19 protein-coding genes and 2 pseudogenes are annotated in these 21,939 nt (G+C 52.6%); 16 read left to right on the top strand and 5 right to left on the bottom strand.

The annotated features are described in order from the left end of the window. Window positions 1-7 precede the first annotated feature (7 nt). The 3 genes from DWX59_RS14325 to DWX59_RS14315 all read right to left on the bottom strand — a co-directional run bounded on the left by DWX59_RS14325 (window position 8) and on the right by DWX59_RS14315 (window position 2,337). Window positions 8-751 (bottom strand): ABC transporter permease, encoded by a 744-nt coding sequence (locus DWX59_RS14325; protein ID WP_117559898.1) that lies wholly within the window; start codon window positions 749-751, stop codon window positions 8-10. Beyond that, the gene (locus DWX59_RS14320; RefSeq protein ID WP_117560058.1) at window positions 726-1,466 is read right to left on the bottom strand and encodes an ABC transporter ATP-binding protein; all 741 of its coding nucleotides are present in this window, start codon (window positions 1,464-1,466) and stop codon (window positions 726-728) included. The genes DWX59_RS14325 and DWX59_RS14320 overlap by 26 nt, the downstream gene beginning before the upstream one ends. 112 nt (window positions 1,467-1,578) lie before the next feature. Further along, the gene (locus tag DWX59_RS14315; protein WP_117559897.1) at window positions 1,579-2,337 is read right to left on the bottom strand and encodes a MerR family transcriptional regulator; all 759 of its coding nucleotides are present in this window, start codon (window positions 2,335-2,337) and stop codon (window positions 1,579-1,581) included. A 190-nt stretch (window positions 2,338-2,527) separates the two neighbouring features. Here DWX59_RS14315 and DWX59_RS14310 point away from each other — a divergent pair, with 190 nt between their 5' ends. The 8 genes from DWX59_RS14310 (at window position 2,528) to DWX59_RS14275 (ending at window position 12,893) form a co-directional block, all read left to right on the top strand. Beyond that, a complete protein-coding gene (locus tag DWX59_RS14310; RefSeq protein ID WP_117560057.1) occupies window positions 2,528-3,121 on the top strand; it encodes a nitroreductase family protein in 594 nt (197 codons plus the stop codon). Window positions 3,122-3,246: 125 nt separating this feature from the next. Next, window positions 3,247-4,254: a phosphate acyltransferase PlsX gene (gene plsX, locus DWX59_RS14305; RefSeq protein ID WP_117559896.1), complete on the top strand. Its 1,008-nt coding sequence runs from the start codon at window positions 3,247-3,249 to the stop codon at window positions 4,252-4,254. A 50-nt stretch (window positions 4,255-4,304) separates the two neighbouring features. After that, window positions 4,305-4,535, top strand: coding sequence for an acyl carrier protein (gene acpP, locus DWX59_RS14300; protein WP_008725969.1), 231 nt, complete (start codon window positions 4,305-4,307; stop codon window positions 4,533-4,535). 111 nt (window positions 4,536-4,646) lie between these two features. After that, window positions 4,647-5,354: a ribonuclease III gene (gene rnc / locus DWX59_RS14295; protein ID WP_117559895.1), complete on the top strand. Its 708-nt coding sequence runs from the start codon at window positions 4,647-4,649 to the stop codon at window positions 5,352-5,354. Between the two features lie 14 nt (window positions 5,355-5,368). After that, complete coding sequence (gene smc / locus DWX59_RS14290) at window positions 5,369-8,929, top strand: chromosome segregation protein SMC (protein ID WP_117559894.1); 3,561 nt, start codon at window positions 5,369-5,371, stop codon at window positions 8,927-8,929. A gap of 56 nt (window positions 8,930-8,985) precedes the next feature. Continuing rightward, window positions 8,986-9,930 carry a signal recognition particle-docking protein FtsY gene (ftsY, locus tag DWX59_RS14285; RefSeq protein WP_117559893.1) on the top strand — a complete coding sequence of 315 codons (945 nt, stop codon included), beginning with the start codon at window positions 8,986-8,988 and terminating at the stop codon, window positions 9,928-9,930. A gap of 114 nt (window positions 9,931-10,044) precedes the next feature. Beyond that, a complete protein-coding gene (ilvA, locus tag DWX59_RS14280; protein WP_117559892.1) occupies window positions 10,045-11,277 on the top strand; it encodes a threonine ammonia-lyase in 1,233 nt (410 codons plus the stop codon). A 35-nt stretch (window positions 11,278-11,312) separates the two neighbouring features. Then, window positions 11,313-12,893: a ClC family H(+)/Cl(-) exchange transporter gene (locus tag DWX59_RS14275; protein ID WP_117559891.1), complete on the top strand. Its 1,581-nt coding sequence runs from the start codon at window positions 11,313-11,315 to the stop codon at window positions 12,891-12,893. Here the strand turns inward: DWX59_RS14275 and DWX59_RS30005 are convergent. After that, a pseudogene (locus DWX59_RS30005) lies at window positions 12,854-13,012 on the bottom strand (DUF6783 domain-containing protein). The gene DWX59_RS14275 and the pseudogene DWX59_RS30005 sit on opposite strands and share 40 nt — an antisense overlap. Between DWX59_RS30005 and DWX59_RS30000 the strand changes: the two are divergent. From DWX59_RS30000 to DWX59_RS14255, 4 genes and pseudogenes are all read left to right on the top strand, one after another. Continuing rightward, window positions 12,950-13,135, top strand: a pseudogene (locus tag DWX59_RS30000) (DUF6783 domain-containing protein); the annotation flags it as partial. The pseudogenes DWX59_RS30005 and DWX59_RS30000 overlap by 63 nt on opposite strands. After that, on the top strand, window positions 13,081-13,650 hold the full coding sequence (locus tag DWX59_RS14265) for a hypothetical protein (protein ID WP_165641479.1): 570 nt from the start codon (window positions 13,081-13,083) through the stop codon (window positions 13,648-13,650). The pseudogene DWX59_RS30000 and the gene DWX59_RS14265, both read left to right, overlap by 55 nt. 32 nt (window positions 13,651-13,682) lie before the next feature. Next, window positions 13,683-13,976: a hypothetical protein gene (locus DWX59_RS14260; protein ID WP_117559888.1), complete on the top strand. Its 294-nt coding sequence runs from the start codon at window positions 13,683-13,685 to the stop codon at window positions 13,974-13,976. Window positions 13,977-14,273: 297 nt separating this feature from the next. Continuing rightward, entirely contained in the window at window positions 14,274-15,968 is a 1,695-nt protein-coding gene (locus tag DWX59_RS14255; RefSeq protein WP_117559887.1) for an ammonium transporter, read from the top strand. A 71-nt stretch (window positions 15,969-16,039) separates the two neighbouring features. Here DWX59_RS14255 and DWX59_RS14250 read toward each other — a convergent pair whose 3' ends face one another. Next, entirely contained in the window at window positions 16,040-16,933 is an 894-nt protein-coding gene (locus tag DWX59_RS14250; RefSeq protein WP_117559886.1) for an MBL fold metallo-hydrolase, read from the bottom strand. A gap of 143 nt (window positions 16,934-17,076) precedes the next feature. Between DWX59_RS14250 and DWX59_RS14245 the strand changes: the two genes are divergently transcribed. The 4 genes from DWX59_RS14245 to DWX59_RS14230 all read left to right on the top strand — a co-directional run bounded on the left by DWX59_RS14245 (window position 17,077) and on the right by DWX59_RS14230 (window position 21,882). After that, window positions 17,077-17,952: a DUF368 domain-containing protein gene (locus DWX59_RS14245; protein WP_319638799.1), complete on the top strand. Its 876-nt coding sequence runs from the start codon at window positions 17,077-17,079 to the stop codon at window positions 17,950-17,952. 30 nt (window positions 17,953-17,982) lie between these two features. Then, window positions 17,983-19,902: a PrpR N-terminal domain-containing protein gene (locus tag DWX59_RS14240; RefSeq protein WP_117559885.1), complete on the top strand. Its 1,920-nt coding sequence runs from the start codon at window positions 17,983-17,985 to the stop codon at window positions 19,900-19,902. A gap of 172 nt (window positions 19,903-20,074) precedes the next feature. Further along, on the top strand, window positions 20,075-20,959 hold the full coding sequence (gene garR, locus DWX59_RS14235; protein WP_117559884.1) for a 2-hydroxy-3-oxopropionate reductase: 885 nt from the start codon (window positions 20,075-20,077) through the stop codon (window positions 20,957-20,959). 23 nt (window positions 20,960-20,982) lie between these two features. Further along, window positions 20,983-21,882, top strand: a complete 900-nt coding sequence (locus DWX59_RS14230; protein WP_117559883.1) for a dihydrodipicolinate synthase family protein — start codon at window positions 20,983-20,985, stop codon at window positions 21,880-21,882. Window positions 21,883-21,939 lie beyond the last annotated feature (57 nt).

Here is a 21,939-nt window from a genome sequence, read left to right as displayed (position 1 = left end):
TCCTGCCCTACTCCCACCGGAAGAACCGCAGCGCAATGCCGCAGCATAGGATGAAGACCGCCCCCAGGATCAGGACAGGTAACCATACCTGGTCCGTCGGCTGTCCCAGGGCGGCTGCCTTTAGCAGTTTGATTCCCTGGGTAAGAGGCATCAGGCCGGCAGCCTTCTGCATGGGGACGGGCATGATTTCATAGGGCAGCGTTGCGCCGGAAAATATAAGCATGGGAAAATAAAGTATACTGGCAATGATTCCGGCTGTCTTGGTATCCGGCGCAAGTCCGCCTGCTGCCAGGCCGATGCTGAACATGGACAGCATGACCAGCAGATAGCTGAGGATGAAAGCCGCGGCAGAACCCTGCATCCGGAAACCGAAGAATACGGCCGACGTCCCATAGACCAGGACCAGGGAGCCCAGGGCATAGATGGCATAGATGGCCACATGGACTGCCAGGATCAGGGCCGGGCTCACCGGAGTCACCTGGAAACGTTTCAGTATCTTCTTCTGCCTGTAATCGGAAATCAGAAGGGGAAGCCCCATTACGCCGCCTGCGCAAATGGCAATGGTGGACAGCGCGCCAAAGGACTGCTCAAAAAAGGTATAGGATGCGCCCTCAAAGGCTGGCCTGTTTCCGGATACCGCCCCAAGGATCACAACCATGGCCACGGGCAGGCACAGCCCGAAGATGACCATGTCCATACCGCGGACAGAAAGCTTTATTTCGGTTTTAAGCATGGTTCTGAATGTCTTCATTTTCTTCCTCCTTTGTAAACCAGATATAGGCGTCCTCCATGGTACTGCAGGGACTTGCTTCAATTGCTTCCTTTACCGTGCCCTTAAAGATGACACGGCCATGTGACAGGATGGCAATGCGGTCGCACAGCACCTCCACCTCATCCATGAAGTGGGAGGTCAGGAAAATGGTTGTGCCGGCCTGTTTTAATTCCAGCAGATGTTTCCAGACATCACGCCTTGCCTTTACATCCAGCCCGGTTGTGAGTTCATCCAGGAAAACCACTTCCGGATCCATCATGAGGGCCAGGACGACGAACAGGCGCTGTTTCTGCCCGCCGGACAAATCTTTTATCATGCTCCCGGATTTCTCCTTCAGGCCGAACCGGTCCAGCAGATTCCCATAGGGAAGCGGGCGTCTGTAGAGCGACATTGTTTCCTCACACAGTTCCCATACCCTGATATGGTCAGGATAACTGGATTCCTGGAACTGGACGCCGACCCTTTGGTACAGCTCCTTCCGGTTCATGACCGGGTCCATCTGAAGGACGGACACGGTGCCGCTGTCAGGTTTTCTTGTTCCTAGGATACACTCGATGGCTGTGCTTTTTCCTGCCCCGTTGGCCCCCAGAAGCCCAAAGGCCTCCCCCCGCATTACATCCAGGGACAGGCCGTGAAGGGCCGTTGTCCCGTGATAGGATTTGGTGAGCTTTTCCACATGGATGGCTGGACCCATATGGTCCGGATCCGTGCAGGCCGGATTCCTGTTGGTTGAATCAGTGTCTGTTTTCATGACATAACCTCCTTGATTTTTCTATCAAAGAATAACACCAGAACAAAGTCTGGTGTTAAAGTGGAGGGTTTGAACCGTATTTTTCTTTCATGCTGCGCAGGTTGCGGAGGATCCTGTCTGCGTTCTTCCCTGCAAGGGAAAGGGAGGAAAGCAGGTTGTCACAGGCAGTGATGACCGATTCGTCGGCTGCGTCAATAGCTGACCGGATATCCGTATCCGGGTCATGGGAGAGGGCGGTCAGCATTCTTAAGATGGCGGTAAGGGAGTAGTTGGCGCAGCGCAGGGAGCGGATGATCTTCAGCCGTCTGATATCTGTTTCCGTATAGAAGCGGTATCCGTTTTTATGCCGTTTCGTCCTTAAAAGTCCGTTCAGTTCCCAATTGCGCAGGGTATCAATGGTAATTCCAAGATAGGCGGCTGTTTGGCTTCTGCCCAGACAGAGCGTCCCGTTCCCCTCATTCCTTCCGGCCAGCATGTCCTTCACGATTTCAATGGCTTCCTCCGCATGTCCTGTCTCGGTTTCAATCTGCCGGCAGTAGGTTTCGGATAAATGGATTGCCTTGTCAAAATCACAAGCAGCAGTGGCCTTGACAATATCAACCGCCAGGCGGCGCAGTCCATTCTGGAGGATTTCCACCTGAAATGCCAGCCTGGCATTGGTAAACTGGTCTAAGTGCAGATTTGTAAATATCCTGTATCCATTCGGTTTCCTCTCCGGCGCCGTTATCAGACAGAGCTGCTCATACAGGCGCACTGTATTGGGATGGATTCCGATGATGCCGGCAATTTCTGATGTTGAATAAGTCCTTTCCATGGGTATACCTCCTGGATGTAGTATAACACGGATTGGCATTTTACTGTATATATTTGGGGATTTTTAAAAATCCCGGAAAGGCCGGGGAGGTCCGGCCCGTCCATTCTTTGTGGACAGGAGCCGCGGATGCGTATATAATGGGGAACAGGAATAGACAGCACAGACATGGGATAGAGGAGGCAGACACTTGATACCATCCATTTTAAACAGGCGCAGTATAAGGAAATATAAAGACACTCCGGTTCCAAGGGAAGCCATAGAGGAAATCCTTTATGCCGGAAGCCTTGCGCCTTCATCAAAGAACCGTCAGCCCTGGAAGTTCATCGTGGTTTCAGGGGAGGCTAAAAAAGAAATGCTGGAGGCCATGGGCCGCGGCCTTGCAAGGGAAAAAGAGGGAAGGGATGCCCTGCTTCCTGAAAGCAGGCAGCACATAAGCGGCGCTGAGCATACCCTGCATATCATGGAACAGGCGCCGGTGAACCTGTTCATCATCAATCCCCTTGGCCTGGACCTTGATTCACCGGCCACACCGGAACAGCGCATTTATGAAATCTGCAATGCACAGTCAATCGGCGCTGCCGTGGAGAACATGACGCTGGCGGCAGAAGGACTGGGGTTAGGCAGCCTGTGGATATGCGACATCTTTTTTGCATATCGGGAACTGAACCAATGGCTGGGCGTCCAGGGAACCCTGACAGCAGCCATGGCGCTGGGATACGCGGATGAGGCGCCCGGGCCAAGGCCGAGAAAATCCATGGATGACCTGGTGGCGTGGAGGTCCTAGAGCGTGTGTCCGGGCTGGTTTTAACACCCCCCTTCTTTTCGGAAAACCGGATAAAAAACATATTGATTTATAGAATGATATCTAGTATATTATAAGTTGTATGCAGGACCGAAAGGAGAGTCATTATGATTAAAGTAGCCGTAGATGCCATGGGCGGGGATTATGCGCCCGGCGAAATGGTGGCCGGTGCCGTAGACGCCGTGAACGCAAAACCAGGGATACAGGTGCTTCTTGTGGGTCAGGAGCAGACAGTGACTGCTGAATTAAGCAAATTCACCTACAATAAGGAACAGATCCAGGTGGTAAACGCCGCCGAGGTAATTGCCACGGATGAACCGCCGGTTAACGCAATCAGGAAGAAAAAGGACTCTTCTATAGTGGTAGGTATGAACCTTGTAAAAAAGGGGGAGGCTGATGCCTTTGTTTCCGCCGGAAGTTCAGGAGCCATCCTGGTGGGCGGACAGGTGATCGTGGGACGCATCAAAGGGGTGGAACGACCGCCGCTGGCGCCCCTGATCCCAACAGAAAAAGGCGTATCACTTTTGATTGACTGCGGAGCCAATGTGGATGCCAGGCCATCCCATCTGGTGCAGTTTGCGCAGATGGGTTCCATCTATATGGAACATGTGATGGGAATCCGGAATCCCCGGGTCGCAATCGTCAATATCGGTGCGGAGGAAGAAAAGGGCAATGCGCTGGTGAAGGAGACATTCCCGCTGTTAAAGGAATGTCCGGGCATCAATTTCATCGGCAGCATTGAAGCCAGGGAGATTCCCCATGGCGCGGCGGATGTCATTGTCTGTGAAGCATTTGTGGGCAATGTGATCCTGAAGCTCTACGAGGGGGTCGGCGCCACTTTGATCAGCATGGTCAAGGGAGGGATGATGTCCACCTTAAGAAGTAAGATTGGGGCGCTGCTTGTCAAGCCCGCCCTCAAGGAGACCCTTAAGGCCTTTGACGCCAGCCAGTATGGAGGGGCGCCGCTTCTGGGTCTGAACGGCCTGGTGGTCAAGACCCATGGCAACTCAAAGCGCACAGAGGTGCGCAATTCCATTATTCAGTGCGTGACATTTAAGGAGCAGGGGATCAACCAAAAAATCCGGGAATCCTTATGTGGGGACCGTGCGGAATAAGTCCGAAGGACGAATGTAAAAAACAAGATTTAAGAAAGAGGAGCTAAGAGATGGAATTTGAGAAATTACAGGGTATTATCGCAGAAGTGTTGAACATTGAACCGGAGGAAGTGACAATGGCAGCTACGTTCGTAGATGACCTGGGTGCGGACTCACTGGACATTTTCCAGATCATCATGGGAATTGAAGAGGAGTTTGACATTGAGATTCCAAATGAAGCTGCAGAACAGATTGTGAGTGTTGGCGACGCAGTAGAGCAGATTAAGAACGCATTAAATTAATGATGGCACAGGGGCTGTGTGGGCACAGCCCTTTTTGTGCGTTTTACAGCTGGTACGGACTTGCGTAAATACCAGCATTTTGTTTATTATATTCAAGAAAGAAGGAAAAGTATGAACGGCCATTTGAAAGAATTGGAAGAAAGGATTGATTATCAGTTCAAGAACCAGAACCTGTTTTCACAGGCCCTGACCCACAGCTCCTATGCCAATGAGCACCGCCTGGACCACAGCAGGTGCAATGAGCGTCTGGAATTCCTGGGGGATGCTGTCCTTGAAATCGTGACCAGCGATTTCCTGTACCACAAGTATGACACACTGCCTGAAGGCGACCTGACGAAAATCCGCGCCAGCATTGTATGCGAACCCACACTGGCTTACTGCGCAGGGGACATACGGCTGGGGGAGTATCTGTTTTTAGGCAAGGGCGAGGACGCCACCGGCGGACGCGGGCGCAATTCCGTGGTCAGCGACGCAATGGAGGCCCTGATTGGGGCAATCTATCTGGACGGTGGTTTTGCTAATGCAAAAGAGTTCATCCATCATTTCATCCTGAATGATATTGAACATAAGCAGCTCTTTTATGATAGCAAGACTATCTTACAGGAAATGGTGCAGAGCCGTCAGGCAGAAGCCCTGTCCTACGAAATCCTCAAGGAGGAAGGGCCGGACCACAACAAGTCATTTGAAGTCTGTGCAAAAATAGGTGACACGGAAATCGGCCGAGGCATGGGCCGCACCAAGAAGGCCGCGGAACAGGTTGCTGCCTATAACGGCATCCTGAAACTCAGGGCTCTGGATACCTTGGCAGACGCAGAATAATAAGCAGGTGAAGTATGTATTTAAAAAGTATTGAGATTCAGGGGTTCAAGTCCTTTGCCAATAAACTGTTGTTTGAGTTCCACAACGGTATCACGGGTATTGTGGGCCCCAACGGAAGCGGCAAGAGCAATGTGGCGGACGCGGTGCGCTGGGTGCTGGGGGAACAGAGAATCAAGCAGCTGCGCGGCGCCAGCATGCAGGATGTCATATTTGCCGGAACAGAGATGAGGAAGCCCCAGGGCTTTGCCTATGTGGCCATCACCCTGGACAACAGCGACCATCAGCTGGCCATTGACTATGACGAGGTCACGGTATCACGCCGCCTGTACCGTTCTGGTGAAAGTGAGTACATGATTAACGGCAGCGCATGCCGTCTTAAGGATATTAACGAACTGTTCTATGATACGGGTATCGGCAAAGAAGGATACTCCATCATCGGACAGGGACAGATTGATAAGATTTTAAGCGGAAAGCCCGAGGAGAGGCGCGAGCTGTTTGACGAGGCTGCCGGCATTGTTAAATTCAAGCGCAGGAAGAACATTGCCCAGAAAAAGCTGGAGGACGAGCAGGCCAACCTGATCCGCGTAAGCGACATCCTGTCGGAACTGGAAAAGCAGGTGGGCCCCCTGGAACGTCAGTCCAAGGCAGCCAGGGAATACCTTCAGTTAAAAGAGGAACTGAAGCTCTGCGACGCCAACCTGTTCCTTATGGATACGGACATTATCAGCAGACAGCTGGAGGAAGCGGCAAAACGGCGCAGTCTTTTGGCAGGGGACATGGAGGACACCAGGAAGGAATCCGGGCGTCTTAAGGAGGAATATGAGAAGCTGGAGCAGGGCCTTGCCGATCTGGAAGGGCAGATTGCGTCAGACCGCCAGGAACTGAACCAGGAGACCGTATCAAAGGGCAGCCTGGAAGGCCGGATCAATGTCCTGAACGAACAGATACATACCGAGGAGATGAATGAGGAACACCTGGAAAGCCGCAGGACCGTCATCACCGGGGAGCTGGAGGTCAGGAAAGGGCAGCTTTCCTCCTACGAGGAGGAATATGGCCGGATGGTTTCGCAGGTCACCGATGCAAGGGAGCGTCAGGAACAGGCCCAGGCCAGGCTGAACAGCCAGGATGAGCTTATACGGAACCTGGATGAGTCAATCGAGGCAGCCAAGGGCGTCATCATCCAGTCCCTGAATGAGAAGGCATCCCTTACAGCGCGCAGGCAGCGCTATGAGACCATGCTGGAGCAGATAAACCTGCGGCGCAGTGAGGTAACCCAGAAGCTGCTTAAGTTTAAAAGCGATGAATCGGTCCAGGATGAACTGATTGCAAAGGAACAGGCTGCCCTGGATGAAGTAAGGCAGCAGCTGGAAGACGGGCAGTTTAAGGCCCAGGAAGCGGAGGACGCCCTGACAGAGGCGGAAACCGATGCCAAACGGTTAAACCGCAACCAGAATGATACACAGCAGGAATACCATATGGCCTATACCAAGCTGGAGTCCTTAAAAAACCTGGCTGAACGGTATGATGGATACGGCAACAGCATCCGCCGCGTCATGGAAGTCCGGGACCGGGTCCATGGGATCCATGGGGTGGTGGCTGATATCATTTCCACGGAACAGAAATACGAGATTGCCATCGAGACAGCCCTGGGCGGAAGCATACAGAACATTGTCACGGATTCAGAGGCAACTGCCAAGCAGCTGATTGAATACCTGAAAAAGAACCGGTACGGGAGGGCGACCTTCCTGCCCCTGACCAGCATCAATGGAAGCCAGAATTTTTCACAGCCGGCAGCCCTTAAGGAAAAGGGCGTCCTGGGACTGGCCCATGACCTGGTCCAGGTGGACGGACAGTATAAGGGGCTGGCCCGGTATCTTCTGGGGCGGGTTGTGGTGGTGGATACCATTGATAACGCCATTGCCCTTGCAAGGAAGTACAGGTACAGCCTGCGCATCGTCACCCTGGAGGGCGAGCTTTTAAGCGCGGGCGGTTCCATGACAGGCGGCGCCTTTAAGAACAGCAGCAACCTGCTGGGACGCCGCAGGGAGATTGAGGAACTGGAGGAAACCTGCAGCAAGGCCCTGGTACAGATAGAGAAAATCCAGAATGAGCTGGCCTTAAAGGAAAGCCTTGCCCAGGAAAAGAAAGGTGAGCTGGAGCAGCTGAAAACCAGGCTGCAGAAGCTGGCATTACAGGAAAATACAATCCGCATGAACATTTCCCAGCTGGAGGACAAGAAGGCTGAAATCGCGGATTCCTCCGGGGATCTTGTAAGGGAACATGGGCAGCTGGAGGAACAGGTTAAGGAGATTGCCCAGAGCCGCTCCGTCCTGGAGGATGACACCCTTGGTCTGGAACTTAAGAACAGCCAGGCCAACAAGGAGATTGAGGAAAAAAGCCTTTGCCTGGAGGATGCGAAGAAGGAGCGGGAGACAGCCGCCGCGGCCCTGTCCGCGATTCAGATGGAGACTGCCAACCTGACCCAGAAACAGGATTTCATCAAGGAAAATACAATCCGTGTGCGCGGGGAAATCCGCAAGCTGGAGGAAGAATTCCTTTCCCTGAAAGCCGGCAGCGGCAGTTCGGAACAGATTATCCTTGGGAAGAAACAGGAGATTGAACAGATTCGGGAGCAGATTTCCTGCGCCCGGACCAGGATGGAGGAACTGGAAGCAGTGATTGCCGGCCATACGGCCAGGAAAGAAGCAATGGCATCTGAGCAGAAGGGATTCTTTGCCAGGCGCGAGGAACTGACCGCCCGTCTGGCCGAACTGGATAAGGATATGTTCCGTGTCCAGGCCGGCCAGGAAAAGCTGGAGGAAAAGTTGGAAGCATCTACCAGCTACATGTGGACCGAGTATGAGATGACCTTCTCCACTGCGCTGGAACTTAAAAAGGAAGAATACCAGTCAGCCCCCCAGGTCAGGAAACGGATTGATGAGCTGAAGGCCAGGATTAAGGGCCTTGGCAACATCAATGTGAATTCCATTGAGGACTATAAGGAAGTGTCTGAGCGCTATGAATTCATGAAGACACAGTATGAGGACCTGACACAGGCCCAGGCCGAACTGGAGAAAATCATCGAGGAGCTGGATATGGGGATGCGCCGCCAGTTCCAGGAAAAGTTTGCTGAAATCCGCGCTGAATTTGACAAAGTATTCAGGGAATTGTTCGGCGGCGGCCGGGGAACACTGGAACTGATGGAGGATGAGGATATCCTGGAAGCAGGCATCCAGATCATTGCACAGCCCCCGGGCAAGAAACTGCAGAACATGATGCAGCTGTCCGGCGGCGAGAAGGCCCTGACAGCCATATCGCTGCTGTTTGCAATACAGAACCTGAAACCCTCGCCCTTCTGTCTTCTGGACGAGATTGAGGCTGCGCTGGATGACTCCAACGTGGACCGGTTTGCCGGATATCTGCATAAGCTGATTAAGAATACCCAGTTCATTGTCATCACCCACAGAAGGGGTACCATGATGGCGGCCGACCGCCTGTACGGGATCACCATGCAGGAAAAGGGCGTGTCCACCCTGGTTTCCGTGAACCTGATTGCAGATGACCTGGAAAATTAAAACGGAATATGATATGATTATTGATAAATTGATATGACAGATAAGGAGTAAAGGTTATGGCTGAGGGAAAAAAGGGGTTTTTCGGACGGCTGGTAGAAGGGCTTGCCAAGACCCGCAACAATATCGTATCGGGAATTGATTCCATCTTCAGCGGATTTTCCGCCATTGATGACGATTTCTATGAGGAGATAGAAGAAACCCTGATTATGGGCGACCTGGGCATCCAGACCACCATGTCCATTGTGGAGGATCTGAGGGCCAAGGTAAAGGAACAGCATATTAAGGAGCCGGAGGAATGCAAGGAGCTTCTGATCAGCAGCATTAAGCAGCAGATGGACCTGGGTGAGAACGCCTATGAGTTTGAACATAGGAAGTCCGTGGTCCTGGTCATCGGCGTCAACGGGGTGGGCAAGACCACGTCCGTGGGCAAGCTGGCCGGACAGCTTAAGGATTCGGGACATAAGGTAATCCTGGCTGCGGCGGATACCTTCCGCGCGGCTGCCATTGAACAGCTGACCGAATGGGCCGGCCGGGCCGGTGTGGATATCATTGCCCAGCAGGAAGGCTCTGACCCGGCAGCTGTCATCTATGACGCGGTGGCTGCCGCCAAATCAAGGAAGGCAGATGTGCTGATCTGCGACACGGCGGGACGGCTCCATAATAAGAAGAACCTGATGGAGGAGCTTAAGAAAATCAACCGGATCATTGACAAGGAATATCCCGATGCGTACAGGGAGACGCTGGTGGTCCTGGACGGCACCACAGGACAGAACGCACTGGCACAGGCGCGCCAGTTCATGGATGTGGCTGATATCACAGGCATCATACTGACCAAGCTGGACGGTACGGCCAAGGGCGGGATTGCGGTTGCCATCCAGTCCGAACTGGGGCTTCCGGTCAAATACATCGGGATTGGCGAGCAGATTGATGACCTGCAGAAGTTCAATGCGGATGATTTTGTCAATGCACTTTTTAACGTACAGAAGAAGACAGCAGGGTAATGGTGCCCAATCAACCTTGAATTTAATGAATTGACGTGATATAGTAAAGGGTATTACTGGTACGGCACTGGGCAGGGGCACAGCAACAGGTACTAAGGGAAAGAAGGACTGATTATGGAAGAACTGACATTAGAGAAATTTGAGGAGGCGTCCGACCTTGTAAGGGAAGTGACGACAGAAACAAAGCTTGTATACAGTGAATATTTTTCATCCCAGACCGGCAATAAGGTATACTTTAAGCCGGAAAACATGCAGTATACCGGCGCATACAAGGTTAGGGGCGCTTATTATAAAATCAGTACCCTGAGCGGGGATGAGAAGGCCAAGGGCCTGATTACCGCCTCAGCCGGCAACCACGCGCAGGGTGTTGCATACGCGGCCAAGCTGGCCGGCGTCAAGGCAACGGTGGTGATGCCTACCACAACCCCCCTCATGAAGGTAAACCGCACCAAGAGCTACGGCGCGGAGGTGGTCCTGGAAGGGGATGTGTTTGATGAAGCTTGCGACTATGCATATAAGCTGGCAGATGAGCAGGGCCTGACCTTTGTGCATCCGTTTGATGACCTGGCCGTTGCCACGGGACAGGGCACCATTGCCATGGAAATCATAAAAGAACTGCCCACCGTGGATTACATATTAGTACCCATTGGCGGAGGCGGTCTGTGCACGGGCGTGTCCACCCTGGCCAAGCTTCTGAACCCCAAGATTAAGATTATCGGTGTGGAGCCCGCCGGTGCCAATTGCATGCAGGAGTCCCTGCGCCAGGGACAGGTGACCACGCTTTCCGAGGTCAATACCATTGCGGACGGCACAGCGGTCAAACGGCCGGGTGAAAAGCTGTTCCCTTATATCCAGGAAAATGTGGATGATATCATCACCATTGATGACAGCGAACTGATTGTGGCCTTCCTCGACATGGTTGAGAACCATAAGATGATAGTTGAGAACTCGGGGCTTCTTACCGTGGCTGCCCTTAAACATATGGATGTCCAGAAAAAGAAGATTGTCTCCATCTTAAGCGGCGGCAACATGGACGTCATCACCATGTCCTCCATTGTACAGCACGGCCTGATCCAGAGGGACCGTGTATTCACCGTATCGGTGCTGCTTCCGGATAAGCCGGGTGAGCTGGCAAGGGTTTCTGCCCTGCTTGCCAAGGAACAGGGCAACATCATCAAGCTGGAACATAACCAGTTCATCAGCATAAACAGGAACGCTGCCGTGGAGCTGCGCATTACCCTGGAGGCCTTCGGCACGGAGCACAAGAATCAGATTGTGGCTGCCCTTACAGGCGCAGGCTACCGTCCGAAGCTGGTTAAATTTAAAGGCACATACAGCGAGATGTGATTGATTTCAGGACGGATATACAGGGGGGAAATATTATGCAGCCGGAACAACATACGGTTACCCACACTATTAACCGGTACCGGAGTTTTCGTTATGAATTGATTTTGGAAGGAGTTGCGGTTGGAGCCATTGCGGGCGCCGTGGTAGTGGCGTTCAGGTATCTGATTGGATATGCGGATACTCTCTTAAATACCATATTGGATTATGGAAAGGCCAACACCTGGTTTATTCCCGTTTGGTTCCTCATCCTGGCAGCGGCAGCCTTTGCAGTGGCCGGTCTGCTTAAATGGGATTCATTGATTTCGGGAAGCGGTATACCGCAGGTGGAAGGCGAAATCATTGGGGAGATTGACGAGTGCTGGTGGCGGGTGCTGATTGCCAAGCTGGGCGGCGGCATCCTGTCCCTGGGATGCGGTCTCTCACTGGGACGGGAGGGCCCCAGCATCCAGCTGGGAGCCATGGCTGCCAAGGGATTTTCCAGACTGACCAGGCGTGTCAAGACCGAGGAAAAGCTGCTCATTACCTGCGGGGCCAGCGCCGGCCTTTCGGCTGCCTTTAACGCGCCCATTGCGGGTATCCTGTTCTCCCTGGAGGAAGTACATAAGCACTTTTCACCGGAACTGCTTTTATCTTCCATGGCAGCGTCCATTACTTCAGACTTTGTCTCCAGGAATGTATTCGGCCTGAAGCCGGTCTTTACCTTTACCATCACTCATATGATGCCCCTGAACACATACGGGCACGTGCTTCTTCTGGGCGTGCTGATCGGGACCATGGGAGTGGTGTACAACACGGTCCTGTCAAAGACCCAGGACCTGTACGGGAAGATTCCCTGGCCCGTGGTACGGGTGCTGATTCCATTCATGTTTGCGGGTGTGTTCGGCTTTTTGTACCGCGGCGTGCTGGGCGGGGGGCATGCGCTGGTGGAAGAGATGTCTGCCGGTGATTTTGTACTTGGTTCCCTTTGCCTGCTGTTGGTGGTCAAATTCTGCTTTTCCATGGTCAGCTTCGGTTCCGGGGCGCCGGGCGGCATATTCCTGCCGCTGCTGGTGCTGGGGGCCATCATCGGGAGTATCTATTACCGTGTGGCAGAACTGATAAGCCCATCGCTTTCAGGGCTTCTGGTCAACTTTATCATACTTGGCATGGCCGGGTATTTCTCAGCCATTGTGCGGGCCCCCATTACGGGAATCATCCTGATTAGTGAGATGTCCGGTTCCTTCTCCCATCTGCTGACCCTGTCCATGGTATCCCTGGCAGCCTATCTGGTGCCGGATATGCTGCGCTGTGCGCCTGTATACGACCAGCTGCTGCACCGTCTGCTGGCCAAACAGAACCCGGATAATAAGGCCACGCTCACAGGGGAAAAGGTACTGGTGGAAGGGATGATTTATCACGGGAGCGCTGCCGAGGGACAAAAGGTGGCTGCCATTGCGTGGCCCAGGACCTGTCTGGTGGTTTCCCTGATGCGTGGCGATGCTGAGTTCGTACCGCGGGGGGATACAATCCTGCGGGCCGGGGATAAGATAGTCGTATTGTGTGACGGGACTTCAGAAGGCCAGCTGCACCGGACCCTTCAGGAGTATTGTGAGACAGTTGGGCTAGAGCGTGTATGAAAATTCATTCCCGCCATCTGCACGTCCCACTTCGCGGTATATTTAGCCCAAATTCACTTAACGTAGCCCGCTACGCCGCGCTCATTTGGGCCAAATCTCCCACAAAGTGGGACGCACATCTGACGGAAAGCAATTTTCAGGCACACTCTGGAACGCGGTTAAGTTTGCATGGAAGGGAGAAATGTATATGGATTTTTATAGGAAGACCGGTAAATGGGCAGTCCTGCTCACAGCAGCCCTGACAGCGTGCATGATTGGCGGGTGTGGGGGAAAGGAACCTGCGCCAAGTGCAGCCACACCTGCTGAAACATCCGCCAAGGCTGAGGAATCCACTGGGAATCCGGGCATGCCCAACCCCATGGAAGAGGTGGATGATGTCCTTGCCTTTGAGAAAATCGGGGTTCATATGGTGCTGCCAGAAGAAGCAGTGGATTCCTCCTATTTTATTATTAATGGAGAGGTGGCTGATATTCATTTCACCTTCAATGATATAGGGTATACCTACCGTGCATCTGATACGGCAGAGGATTTTGCGGGAATATTTGAGCGTTTCAAAGACGGCGTCATAAACGAGACAGCGGGCAGCGGCGGACAGGTGGCTGAGATACAGATTAAGACCACGGAAAGCGGCGGACGCCTGGCTGCCTGGGAATGGGGCAGTACCAAATATACCCTGTACACGGCCAGCCAGGTGGAGGACGGGGAGATCAGCAGTCTGGCAGTCACCTTGGCAGAACTGGGTGAGAATGAGAAATAATCCCGATTACTTCAGACAGGCAGGTGTGTTATATGTTGGAATTGAAAGATTTCATGCCTATTAATTTCCTGAAAAAGGAAAAGTTTACGGGCAGCTATCAGGGAATGCGTTTCCGGATGGAAAAAACAGAAGCGGAAGGTGAGGAAAAACCTAAGCTGGGGGTCTGCGTGTGGCCGGAACCATATGGATACGACGCCACCCCGGAAGAGGAAAAAGAAAAAATCCTCCTGGAATTTGATGCGGATGGGATTGCCAAAGGCGTGGACTGGCTGAATGAACAGTTCGTGTCCCAGGCCGGCCGCTGGAAGGCAGTGAGCAGAAGATGATTTCCGCGTGTCTGGTTTCTGTGTATCTGATTTCTGCGTTTTGCTGAAAATAGGATATATTTTATAGGAATTTTATGATTTATTAACAAACTGGTAATTAATGGTTGACTTTTAAAACATGGAATACTATAATAAGCCACATAAGAAAAGCGCCGGTGCTTACGTCCGGCGCTTTTTCTGTTCTTACGTGAGTAACAGGCTGCACAAAGGGGTGTATTGCAATCGTCAGGTACCGGCGGCAATACACCCTTTTGTATTCCAGACATCCCCATCATCAAACATAAGGAGGAACATTATATGGAATTTTCAGCTGTAAACACAATCTGGGTCCTGCTGGGCGCAGCCCTTGTATTCTTCATGCAGGCAGGTTTTGCCATGGTAGAGACCGGCTTTACAAGAGCTAAGAATGCAGGCAACATCATCATGAAGAACCTGATGGATTTTGCCATCGGCACCCCGCTGTTCTGGCTTACGGGATTTGGCATCATGTTTGGCGGCGCGGGCGCCTTTTTTGGAGGATTTGACCCCTTGGTAAGGGGGGACTACAGCGGCATCCTTCCTGCAGGGGTCCCTCTTCCGGCTTTCCTGATTTTCCAGACGGTTTTCTGTGCAACGGCAGCAACCATTGTTTCAGGTGCAATGGCAGAGCGCACCAAATTCATATCATACTGCATCTACAGCGCAGTCATCAGCGCGGTTGTATATCCTATATCCGGACACTGGATCTGGGGCGGAGGCTGGCTGGCCCAGATGGGCTTCCATGATTTCGCAGGTTCAACCGCAGTCCATATGTGCGGCGGCGTGGCCGCGCTGGTGGGAGCCAAGATTCTTGGTCCCCGTATGGGAAAATATGATAAAGACGGAAAGCCCAAAGCCATCCTGGGCCACAGCCTTACACTCGGTGCCCTGGGCGTGTTCATCCTCTGGTTCTGCTGGTTTGGGTTTAACGGCTGTTCCACCGTATCCATGGATAGTGACGCATCTGTTTATTCAGCCGGAACTATTTTCGTGACAACCAACCTGGCTGCCGCAACCGCAACCGTCGCAACCATGATCATCACCTGGCTGCGCTATAAGAAGCCGGACATATCCATGACACTGAACGGTTCACTGGCAGGACTGGTAGCCATCACAGCCGGCTGTGACCTGGTAACGCCGGCCGGCGCGTTCTTTATCGGTCTGATTGCTGCTTTTGTGGTTGTATCCGGCATAGAGTTCATTGATAAGGTGTGCAGGATTGACGACCCGGTTGGCGCCATCGGGGTCCATGGGATGTGCGGCGCGGCAGGTACCCTGCTGACCGGGGTGTTTGCAGCGGACGGCGGCCTGGCGTACGGGGGAGGCTTTCATTTCCTGGGTGTACAGCTGATTGGCGTGGCGGCGGTGATTGTCTGGGTGGCAGTTACCATGACCTTTACCTTTACCGTGCTGAAAAAGACCATTGGGCTTCGCGCCAGCTGGGAAGAGGAGACAAAGGGGCTGGATGCAACCGAACACAATCTTTCCAGTTCTTATGCAGACTTCATGCCAATGGTATTCATGGGTAAGACAACGGAAGAAGGAAAAGGTGATGTGTCTGTTGAAAAGGCTATTACAGTGGAACATTTCCCTGACTCTGAACCAGTGCCTGCAAAAACAAAGCTGACCAAGATTGTGATGGTGTTTAACCAGGCCAGATTCATTTCACTTAAGGATGCCCTGTCGGAGTTGGGCGTCACCGGAATGACGGTGACCCAGGTCATGGGATGCGGCACCCAGAAAGGCCATATGAATTATTACAGGGGTGTTCAGGTGGAGGAGGTGGCCTTGCTGCCAAAGATAAAGCTGGAAGTGGTTGTCAGCAAGGTTCCCGTGGATCAGGTGGTTGAAACTGCCAAGAAAGCTCTTTATACGGGAAATATCGGAGATGGCAAGATTTTCGTATACGATGTTGAGAACGTGATTAAGGTGCGGACGGGAGAGCAGGGATTTGATGCGCTCCAGGGCGAATAGCGAATAGGAGATTGGCTTTGGGCAGGGCCGTACAATCGTCGGGTTGTACAGCCCTGCCTGTCCTGGCCTCCTCATTCATCGGATACCGACCAGAACATCCGGTTCCCTTCCACGTATGCAGTAAGCCTGCCTTCATCCTTCAGCCAGGAAAGGTAGGAGCGGATGGTGGAGCCTACCAATACATGCTGCTGGAAGGTCATGGTCAGGCCATAATCATCAAATACCGTCTTGAGGACGGATTCAAAGGTCTGGGGAGTGGTACAGATGTCAAGGAGCTTAAGGGCAATTTCATGGACACATTGCTTATTGTACATGGCAAGGTCCTTGATGCTGTCCGTTGCTTCGGCGTGGGCCGGGACAAAAAGCGGGGCGTCCATTTCCATGACCCGGTCCAGGGTCTGAAGATAGGAGGACACGTCATAGATAAAGGATACCTTGTATTTGTCAAGGGTGGCCCGGCTGCTGAGGCAGTCTGCCAGGAAGACGGTCTGGTCCGGCGTCCGCACCCCAATCATCTCAAAAAAGTGGCCTGGCAGCGGGATCAGTTCCAGTTCTGATAATGCAGCATCTTCCGCCATGGCGCTTATGTCACATACCTGGCTTTCCGGGGCCATGAGGAATTTGTGCCGCAGGTCCTTGAAGGGATAACCTCCGTACAGGAAAGCGGGTTCCAGTTGGGGATGGCTTGTGAATGCCGCCTCCACGCCTTTGGCGTAAATCTTACAGCCGGTCTGCTGCTGCAGGTATTTATTGCCGCCGATGTGGTCTGCATTGGAATGGGTGTTGATGATGGCGTGCAGGCTCCATCCTTCCCTGTCCATAATCTGACGTACTTTCCTTCCGGCGTCCTTGTCGCTGCCGCTGTCAATCAGACATATCCGTGAACCATCTATCCGGAATACGCCGATTTTGGCAGGACAGTTAATGTAGAAGCTTCTGTTGCCGGTCTGTATCAGTTCATACATACTATACCTCCTTGCTTTTATGGGTTAAATTAGCACTATGATATCACATAAAAGGGTAAAATGAAATACAGGTTTATATTTTACTTGAAATTCCCCACATTTCATGTATAATTGTGGGGAGAAATCGACAGGAGGGAATTTGTGTGCTTTTAAACGGAATCAGGGGGTTCTGTATGGCCATGGCGGACAGCGTGCCGGGCGTGTCAGGGGGGACCATTGCTTTTCTACTTGGATTTTATGATGAGTTCATTAACTCATTAAATGATTTGATGGGAAAGGACAATGCCAGAAGGAAACAGGCATTCTTCTTTCTTTTTAAATTAGGCGTTGGATGGGTGGCAGGATTCTGCCTGTCCGTGCTTGTGTTGTCAGGGCTGTTCCAGGAACATATATATGAGATTAGCTCCGTGTTCATGGGGCTTACCTTTTTTGCGGTGCCTATGGTCATACGGGAAGAGAAGGATTCCATCCGGGGAAGATATGGGAACCTGGTGTTCACGGTTCTTGGCATCGGGCTGGTGTTCTGTATCTCCTATTTTAATCCGGCGGGCGGGCAGGGCATGAATGTCTCGGTGGAACATTTGTCAATGGGCCTTGTGGCATATGTGTTCCTTACTGCCATGGTAGCCATCACCGCCATGGTGCTGCCCGGCATTTCCGGTTCCACGCTGCTTCTCATATTCGGTATCTATGTGCCCATTATCGGGGCCGTGAAGGAACTGCTTCACATGAACCTGAATTACGTACCCATACTGTTGGTGTTTGGCATGGGTGTCATCACCGGAATCGTGGGAATCATAAAAACCATTAAAATGTGCCTGGAGCGTTACCGCTCCCAGACCATCTATGCCATCCTGGGCCTGATGATCGGTTCGCTGTATGCCATCACCAAGGGACCGACTACCCTGGATGTTCCCATGGAGCCTTTGGGGCTTCAGACATTCAGCATCCTGTTCTTCCTTCTGGGCGGCCTGATACTGGCCGGGCTGGAAGTGCTGAAGACAAGGCTGGAGAAGTAAACAGATGTCCGTGTGATTGGAGGGGGATACATGGGAAAGATTGTCCTGCTGGTGCCAAGGGAAGAAATGCTTTACCAGGCCCATAATATTCTTCAGGAAAAAAAGTATGCGGTCAGCGACATGCGCGTCATCCAGACTGAAAATGCTGTGGTGGAGGCCAGGAATGCCATTGCGGCCGGAGCCACCATCCTGATTGCCAGAGGCCTTCAGGCCTCCGTCATCAAGCAGTACACGGACATACCCGTGGTTGAGATAGTTGTCACGGCCCAGGAGATGGCCCTGCTTGTGGTGAAGGCCAAACAGATTGTGGGAAAAGAAATGCCGGTCATCGCGGTGGTGGGCGTGAAGAACATGTTCTGCGACATGTCATACTTTGAGACTATCTATGATATCAGGCTGAGGACCTACTTTGCCTCCAACGGTGCAGGACTTAAGGAACAGTCCAGGCTGGCCATTGAGGAGGGCGCCGACCTGGTGATTGGAGGGGATGTGGCGGTGGGAACTGCAAAGGAGGCCGGATGCCCGTCCCTGTTCCTGTCCATGACAGAGGATTCCCTGCGCACCGCATTTGCCATGGCGGAGAACATGGACTTTGCCATGGGAGCGGAAAAGAGGAGCAATGCCCAGATTGAAACGCTGTTGGATTATTCCTTTAACGGCGTGGTCAACATGGACAAGGACGGCGTGATTACGGCCGTGAATCCTGTGATGAAGGATATCCTGGGGCAGGACGGGGAACAGGTGGCCGGCAGGAGGATGGAAGATGTATTTAAGGATATTGACCATGGAAGGCTGACAGAGGTCCTGGAAGGAAGGCAGGAGAGTTATTCCTCCTTCATGCAGGCCGGCAGTACGGCTGTTTTTGCCATCCTGGCACCGGTAAGGGTGGGGGATGAGACAGAAGGCGCCATCCTGACCTGCCATAAAGTCAAACGCCAGAGGTTGGCCGGGGAACGGCAGAACAGCGTGAAGGACAGTCAGTTAAAACCTCCTGGTCTGATTGCCAGGCGATGTTTCCAGTCCGTGCTTCAGCACTCAAAAGCAATGGAGGACTGTGTGCATCTGGCCAGACTGTATTCCCAGTCAGAACTGCCTGTACTGATCCTTGGTGAGACCGGCACGGAGCAGCGCCTGCTGGCAGAAAGCATGCACAATGCGGGATTATATAATGACGGGGCATTTTTCTCCCTTTCCTTAAGCGGGCTTTCAGGGACAGAGCAGCACAGCATGATATTCGGGGATAAGGGCGCCGTGTTCCTGGCTGGCCAGGGCACCATCTATATCGAGGACGTGGAACAGATGTCCCTTTCCAACCAGTTTAGCCTCTGCCAGCTGATACGGTATAAAACCAGCAGCAGGGATTTTGCCAGGACCGTGCGCTTTGATGTTCGTATCATGGCCTCCAGCACCATGGACCTGGAGGGATTATGGAACCTGGCCGGGGCAGGCAGGTTCAGGAAGGATCTGCTGTATCTGCTCAGCGGGCTGACACTGTGTATCCCACCCTTAAGGAAACGCCCGGAAGACATGGAATTCTTGGCAGATGCACTTCTGAAGGAATGCTGTGACAAATACGGCAGGTACCATGTGCTGACCAGGGGAGCCCTTAAGTGCCTCATGGAATATGACTGGCCCGGCAACCGGGTGCAGCTGGAAGCCTATATGAACCGGCTGGTGCTGACAGCGGAAAAGAGAAGCATTGATGAGATAATGGTGCGCAGCCTCCATGACCGGCTTTACCCGGAACAAAGCAGGATACAAGAGGACAGTGTGCCTTCCGGCCTGTCAGGACCCATCCGCGGAGAAGAGGAACGGCTGATACGCCAGGCCCTTGCAAGGTTTAATGGGAACCGGGAACGCACTGCTGACAGCCTGAACATAAGCAAGGCAACCCTCTGGAGGAAGATGAAGAAATACAATATCGATTCGTTTGAAACGAAAACGAAATAAATATTTCAACTATGAAATCATATTTGAAACAATGGGCGGCTTGTATAAAATAAGCCGCTTTTTTCATTGACAATGCCAATTGTGGGAACAGGCAGGCTCCGCTATAATGTGTTCATAGGTCACTGATAGTGTTAAGTCGCTAATAATTCAATCTGAAAGGTGAGGTAACGAGATGAAAGTAGGTTTTATCGGATTAGGCATCATGGGCAAGCCAATGAGCAAGAATTTATTAAAAGCTGGTTATGAACTGGTTGTTTTTGATTTTAATAAGGACGCTGTGGGCGAAGTGGTGGCATGCGGCGCCGCTGCCGTGAACAGCGGTAAGGAGGTTGCAAAGCAGTGTGAGGTCATCATCACCATGGTTCCCAACTCCCCACACGTGCGTGCGGCCGTATTAGGCGAGAACGGCGTTGCCGACGGCGCAAAGCCGGGCACGGTTGTAATCGATATGAGTTCCATCGACCCAACGGAGAGCAAGGCCATTGGCGCGGAGCTGGCCAAGAAGGGCATTGACATGCTGGATGCCCCTGTATCCGGCGGAGAGCCAAAGGCAATTGACGGAACCCTGTCCGTTATGGTGGGAGGCAAAAAGGAGCTGTTTGACAAGTATTATGACATGCTGATGGTAATGGCTGGCTCTGTTGTTTATGTAGGCGAGCTGGGAAGCGGCAATGTTGCCAAGCTGGCGAACCAGATTGTGGTTGCCGTCAATATCGCGGCTGTGTCTGAAGCGCTTACATTTGCCAAGAAGGCAGGCACTGACCCGGAACTGGTATACCAGGCCATCCGGGGCGGACTGGCTGGATCCACTGTCATGGACGCAAAGGCTCCCATGATGCTTAGCAGGAACTTTAAGCCGGGTTTCCGCATCGAGCTGCATATCAAGGACCTGAACAATGCCCTGAACGCTGCGCATGCAATCAGCTCACCGGTTCCGTTAACAGGACAGCTGATGGAAATCATGCAGGGATTAAAAGCGGACGGCTATGAGAAGGAAGACCATTCCAGCATTGTCAAATATTATGAGAAGATTGCCAATACCACAGTAGAGTCATAATCAGGCCTAAAAGGAGAAGCGTCATGAATACAGATTTTATCAAGGGTGTCATTGTCCCCATCCTCACCCCGATCAATGAGAACGAGTTCATTGATGAGGCCAAGTTAAGGGACCAGGTTAATTATGTGATTGACGGCGGCGTGCTGGGCATCCTGGCATTTGGCAGCAACGGCGAGTTCTATGTGATTGAAGAAGATGAGATGGAGCGCGGCCTTAAAATCATGATTGACCAGGCGGGCGGACGGGTCCCCGTGTACTTTGGAATCGGTGCGATCAGCACTAAGAAATGCTGCAGGCTTGCGAAAATGGCTGCTGCCTGCGGCGCTGCCGGTATCTCCGTACTCCAGCCCATGTTCCTAAAACCGACAGAGGCGGAGCTGTTCCTCCACTTTAAGACCATTGCAGAGGCCGTGCCGGAGACACCTGTGCTGCTTTACAATAACCCGGGCCGTGTTAACTATACCATGTCCGCCGGGCTGGTGGAGCGCCTTGCCCACGAGATTCCCAATATCGTGGGAATGAAGGACACCAGCGGCGATATCACCCAGACATCTGAATTCATCCGCAGGACACGTGACGTTGGATTTAAGGTATTTGGCGGAAAGGATACCCTGTTATATGCATCCATGTGCCACGGCGCTGTGGGCGGGGTATGTACCGCGGCCAACTTCATGCCCGAGCTGATTGTGGATGTGTACAACAAGTACGTTGCCGGTGACCTTGCCGGTTCACTGGAAGCCCAGTTCAAGCTGAATCCCGTAAGGCTTTCCATGGACGGGGCAAGCTTCCCTGTGGCGGCAAAGGACATGGCTAACTTAAGGGGCCGGAACATCGGGCTGCCCTATACGCCTAACCTGGCGACCCCGGAAGGTCCTGTATTGGACCGGATTAAGGCTGAGATGGAGAAGGCAGGCCTTATCTAACGGATTATTTACCGCCGCCTTGTGCGGATTCGATTACTCCATAGTTTAAAAGAATAC

The organism is Enterocloster aldenensis, from assembly GCF_003434055.1.
In the GTDB taxonomy this organism is placed as follows: Bacteria; Bacillota; Clostridia; order Lachnospirales; family Lachnospiraceae; genus Enterocloster; species Enterocloster aldenensis.
The sequence above is the reverse complement of the archived record's forward strand: the minus strand, read 5'-3'. Positions and strand labels throughout refer to the sequence as shown.

Excerpts from the sequence above, each read along its gene's own strand:
- DWX59_RS14325 (WP_117559898.1), bottom strand. The coding sequence starts at position 751 with ATGAAGACATTCAGAACCATGCTTAAAACCGAAATAAAGCTTTCTGTC.
- DWX59_RS14320 (WP_117560058.1), bottom strand. The coding sequence starts at position 1,466 with ATGGGTCCAGCCATCCATGTGGAAAAGCTCACCAAATCCTATCACGGG.
- DWX59_RS14315 (WP_117559897.1), bottom strand. The coding sequence starts at position 2,337 with ATGGAAAGGACTTATTCAACATCAGAAATTGCCGGCATCATCGGAATC.
- plsX (WP_117559896.1), top strand. The coding sequence starts at position 3,247 with ATGATTAAAGTAGCCGTAGATGCCATGGGCGGGGATTATGCGCCCGGC.
- acpP (WP_008725969.1), top strand. The coding sequence starts at position 4,305 with ATGGAATTTGAGAAATTACAGGGTATTATCGCAGAAGTGTTGAACATT.
- rnc (WP_117559895.1), top strand. The coding sequence starts at position 4,647 with ATGAACGGCCATTTGAAAGAATTGGAAGAAAGGATTGATTATCAGTTC.
- smc (WP_117559894.1), top strand. The coding sequence starts at position 5,369 with ATGTATTTAAAAAGTATTGAGATTCAGGGGTTCAAGTCCTTTGCCAAT.
- ftsY (WP_117559893.1), top strand. The coding sequence starts at position 8,986 with ATGGCTGAGGGAAAAAAGGGGTTTTTCGGACGGCTGGTAGAAGGGCTT.
- ilvA (WP_117559892.1), top strand. The coding sequence starts at position 10,045 with ATGGAAGAACTGACATTAGAGAAATTTGAGGAGGCGTCCGACCTTGTA.
- DWX59_RS14275 (WP_117559891.1), top strand. The coding sequence starts at position 11,313 with ATGCAGCCGGAACAACATACGGTTACCCACACTATTAACCGGTACCGG.
- DWX59_RS14265 (WP_165641479.1), top strand. The coding sequence starts at position 13,081 with ATGGATTTTTATAGGAAGACCGGTAAATGGGCAGTCCTGCTCACAGCA.
- DWX59_RS14260 (WP_117559888.1), top strand. The coding sequence starts at position 13,683 with ATGTTGGAATTGAAAGATTTCATGCCTATTAATTTCCTGAAAAAGGAA.
- DWX59_RS14255 (WP_117559887.1), top strand. The coding sequence starts at position 14,274 with ATGGAATTTTCAGCTGTAAACACAATCTGGGTCCTGCTGGGCGCAGCC.
- DWX59_RS14250 (WP_117559886.1), bottom strand. The coding sequence starts at position 16,933 with ATGTATGAACTGATACAGACCGGCAACAGAAGCTTCTACATTAACTGT.
- DWX59_RS14240 (WP_117559885.1), top strand. The coding sequence starts at position 17,983 with ATGGGAAAGATTGTCCTGCTGGTGCCAAGGGAAGAAATGCTTTACCAG.
- garR (WP_117559884.1), top strand. The coding sequence starts at position 20,075 with ATGAAAGTAGGTTTTATCGGATTAGGCATCATGGGCAAGCCAATGAGC.
- DWX59_RS14230 (WP_117559883.1), top strand. The coding sequence starts at position 20,983 with ATGAATACAGATTTTATCAAGGGTGTCATTGTCCCCATCCTCACCCCG.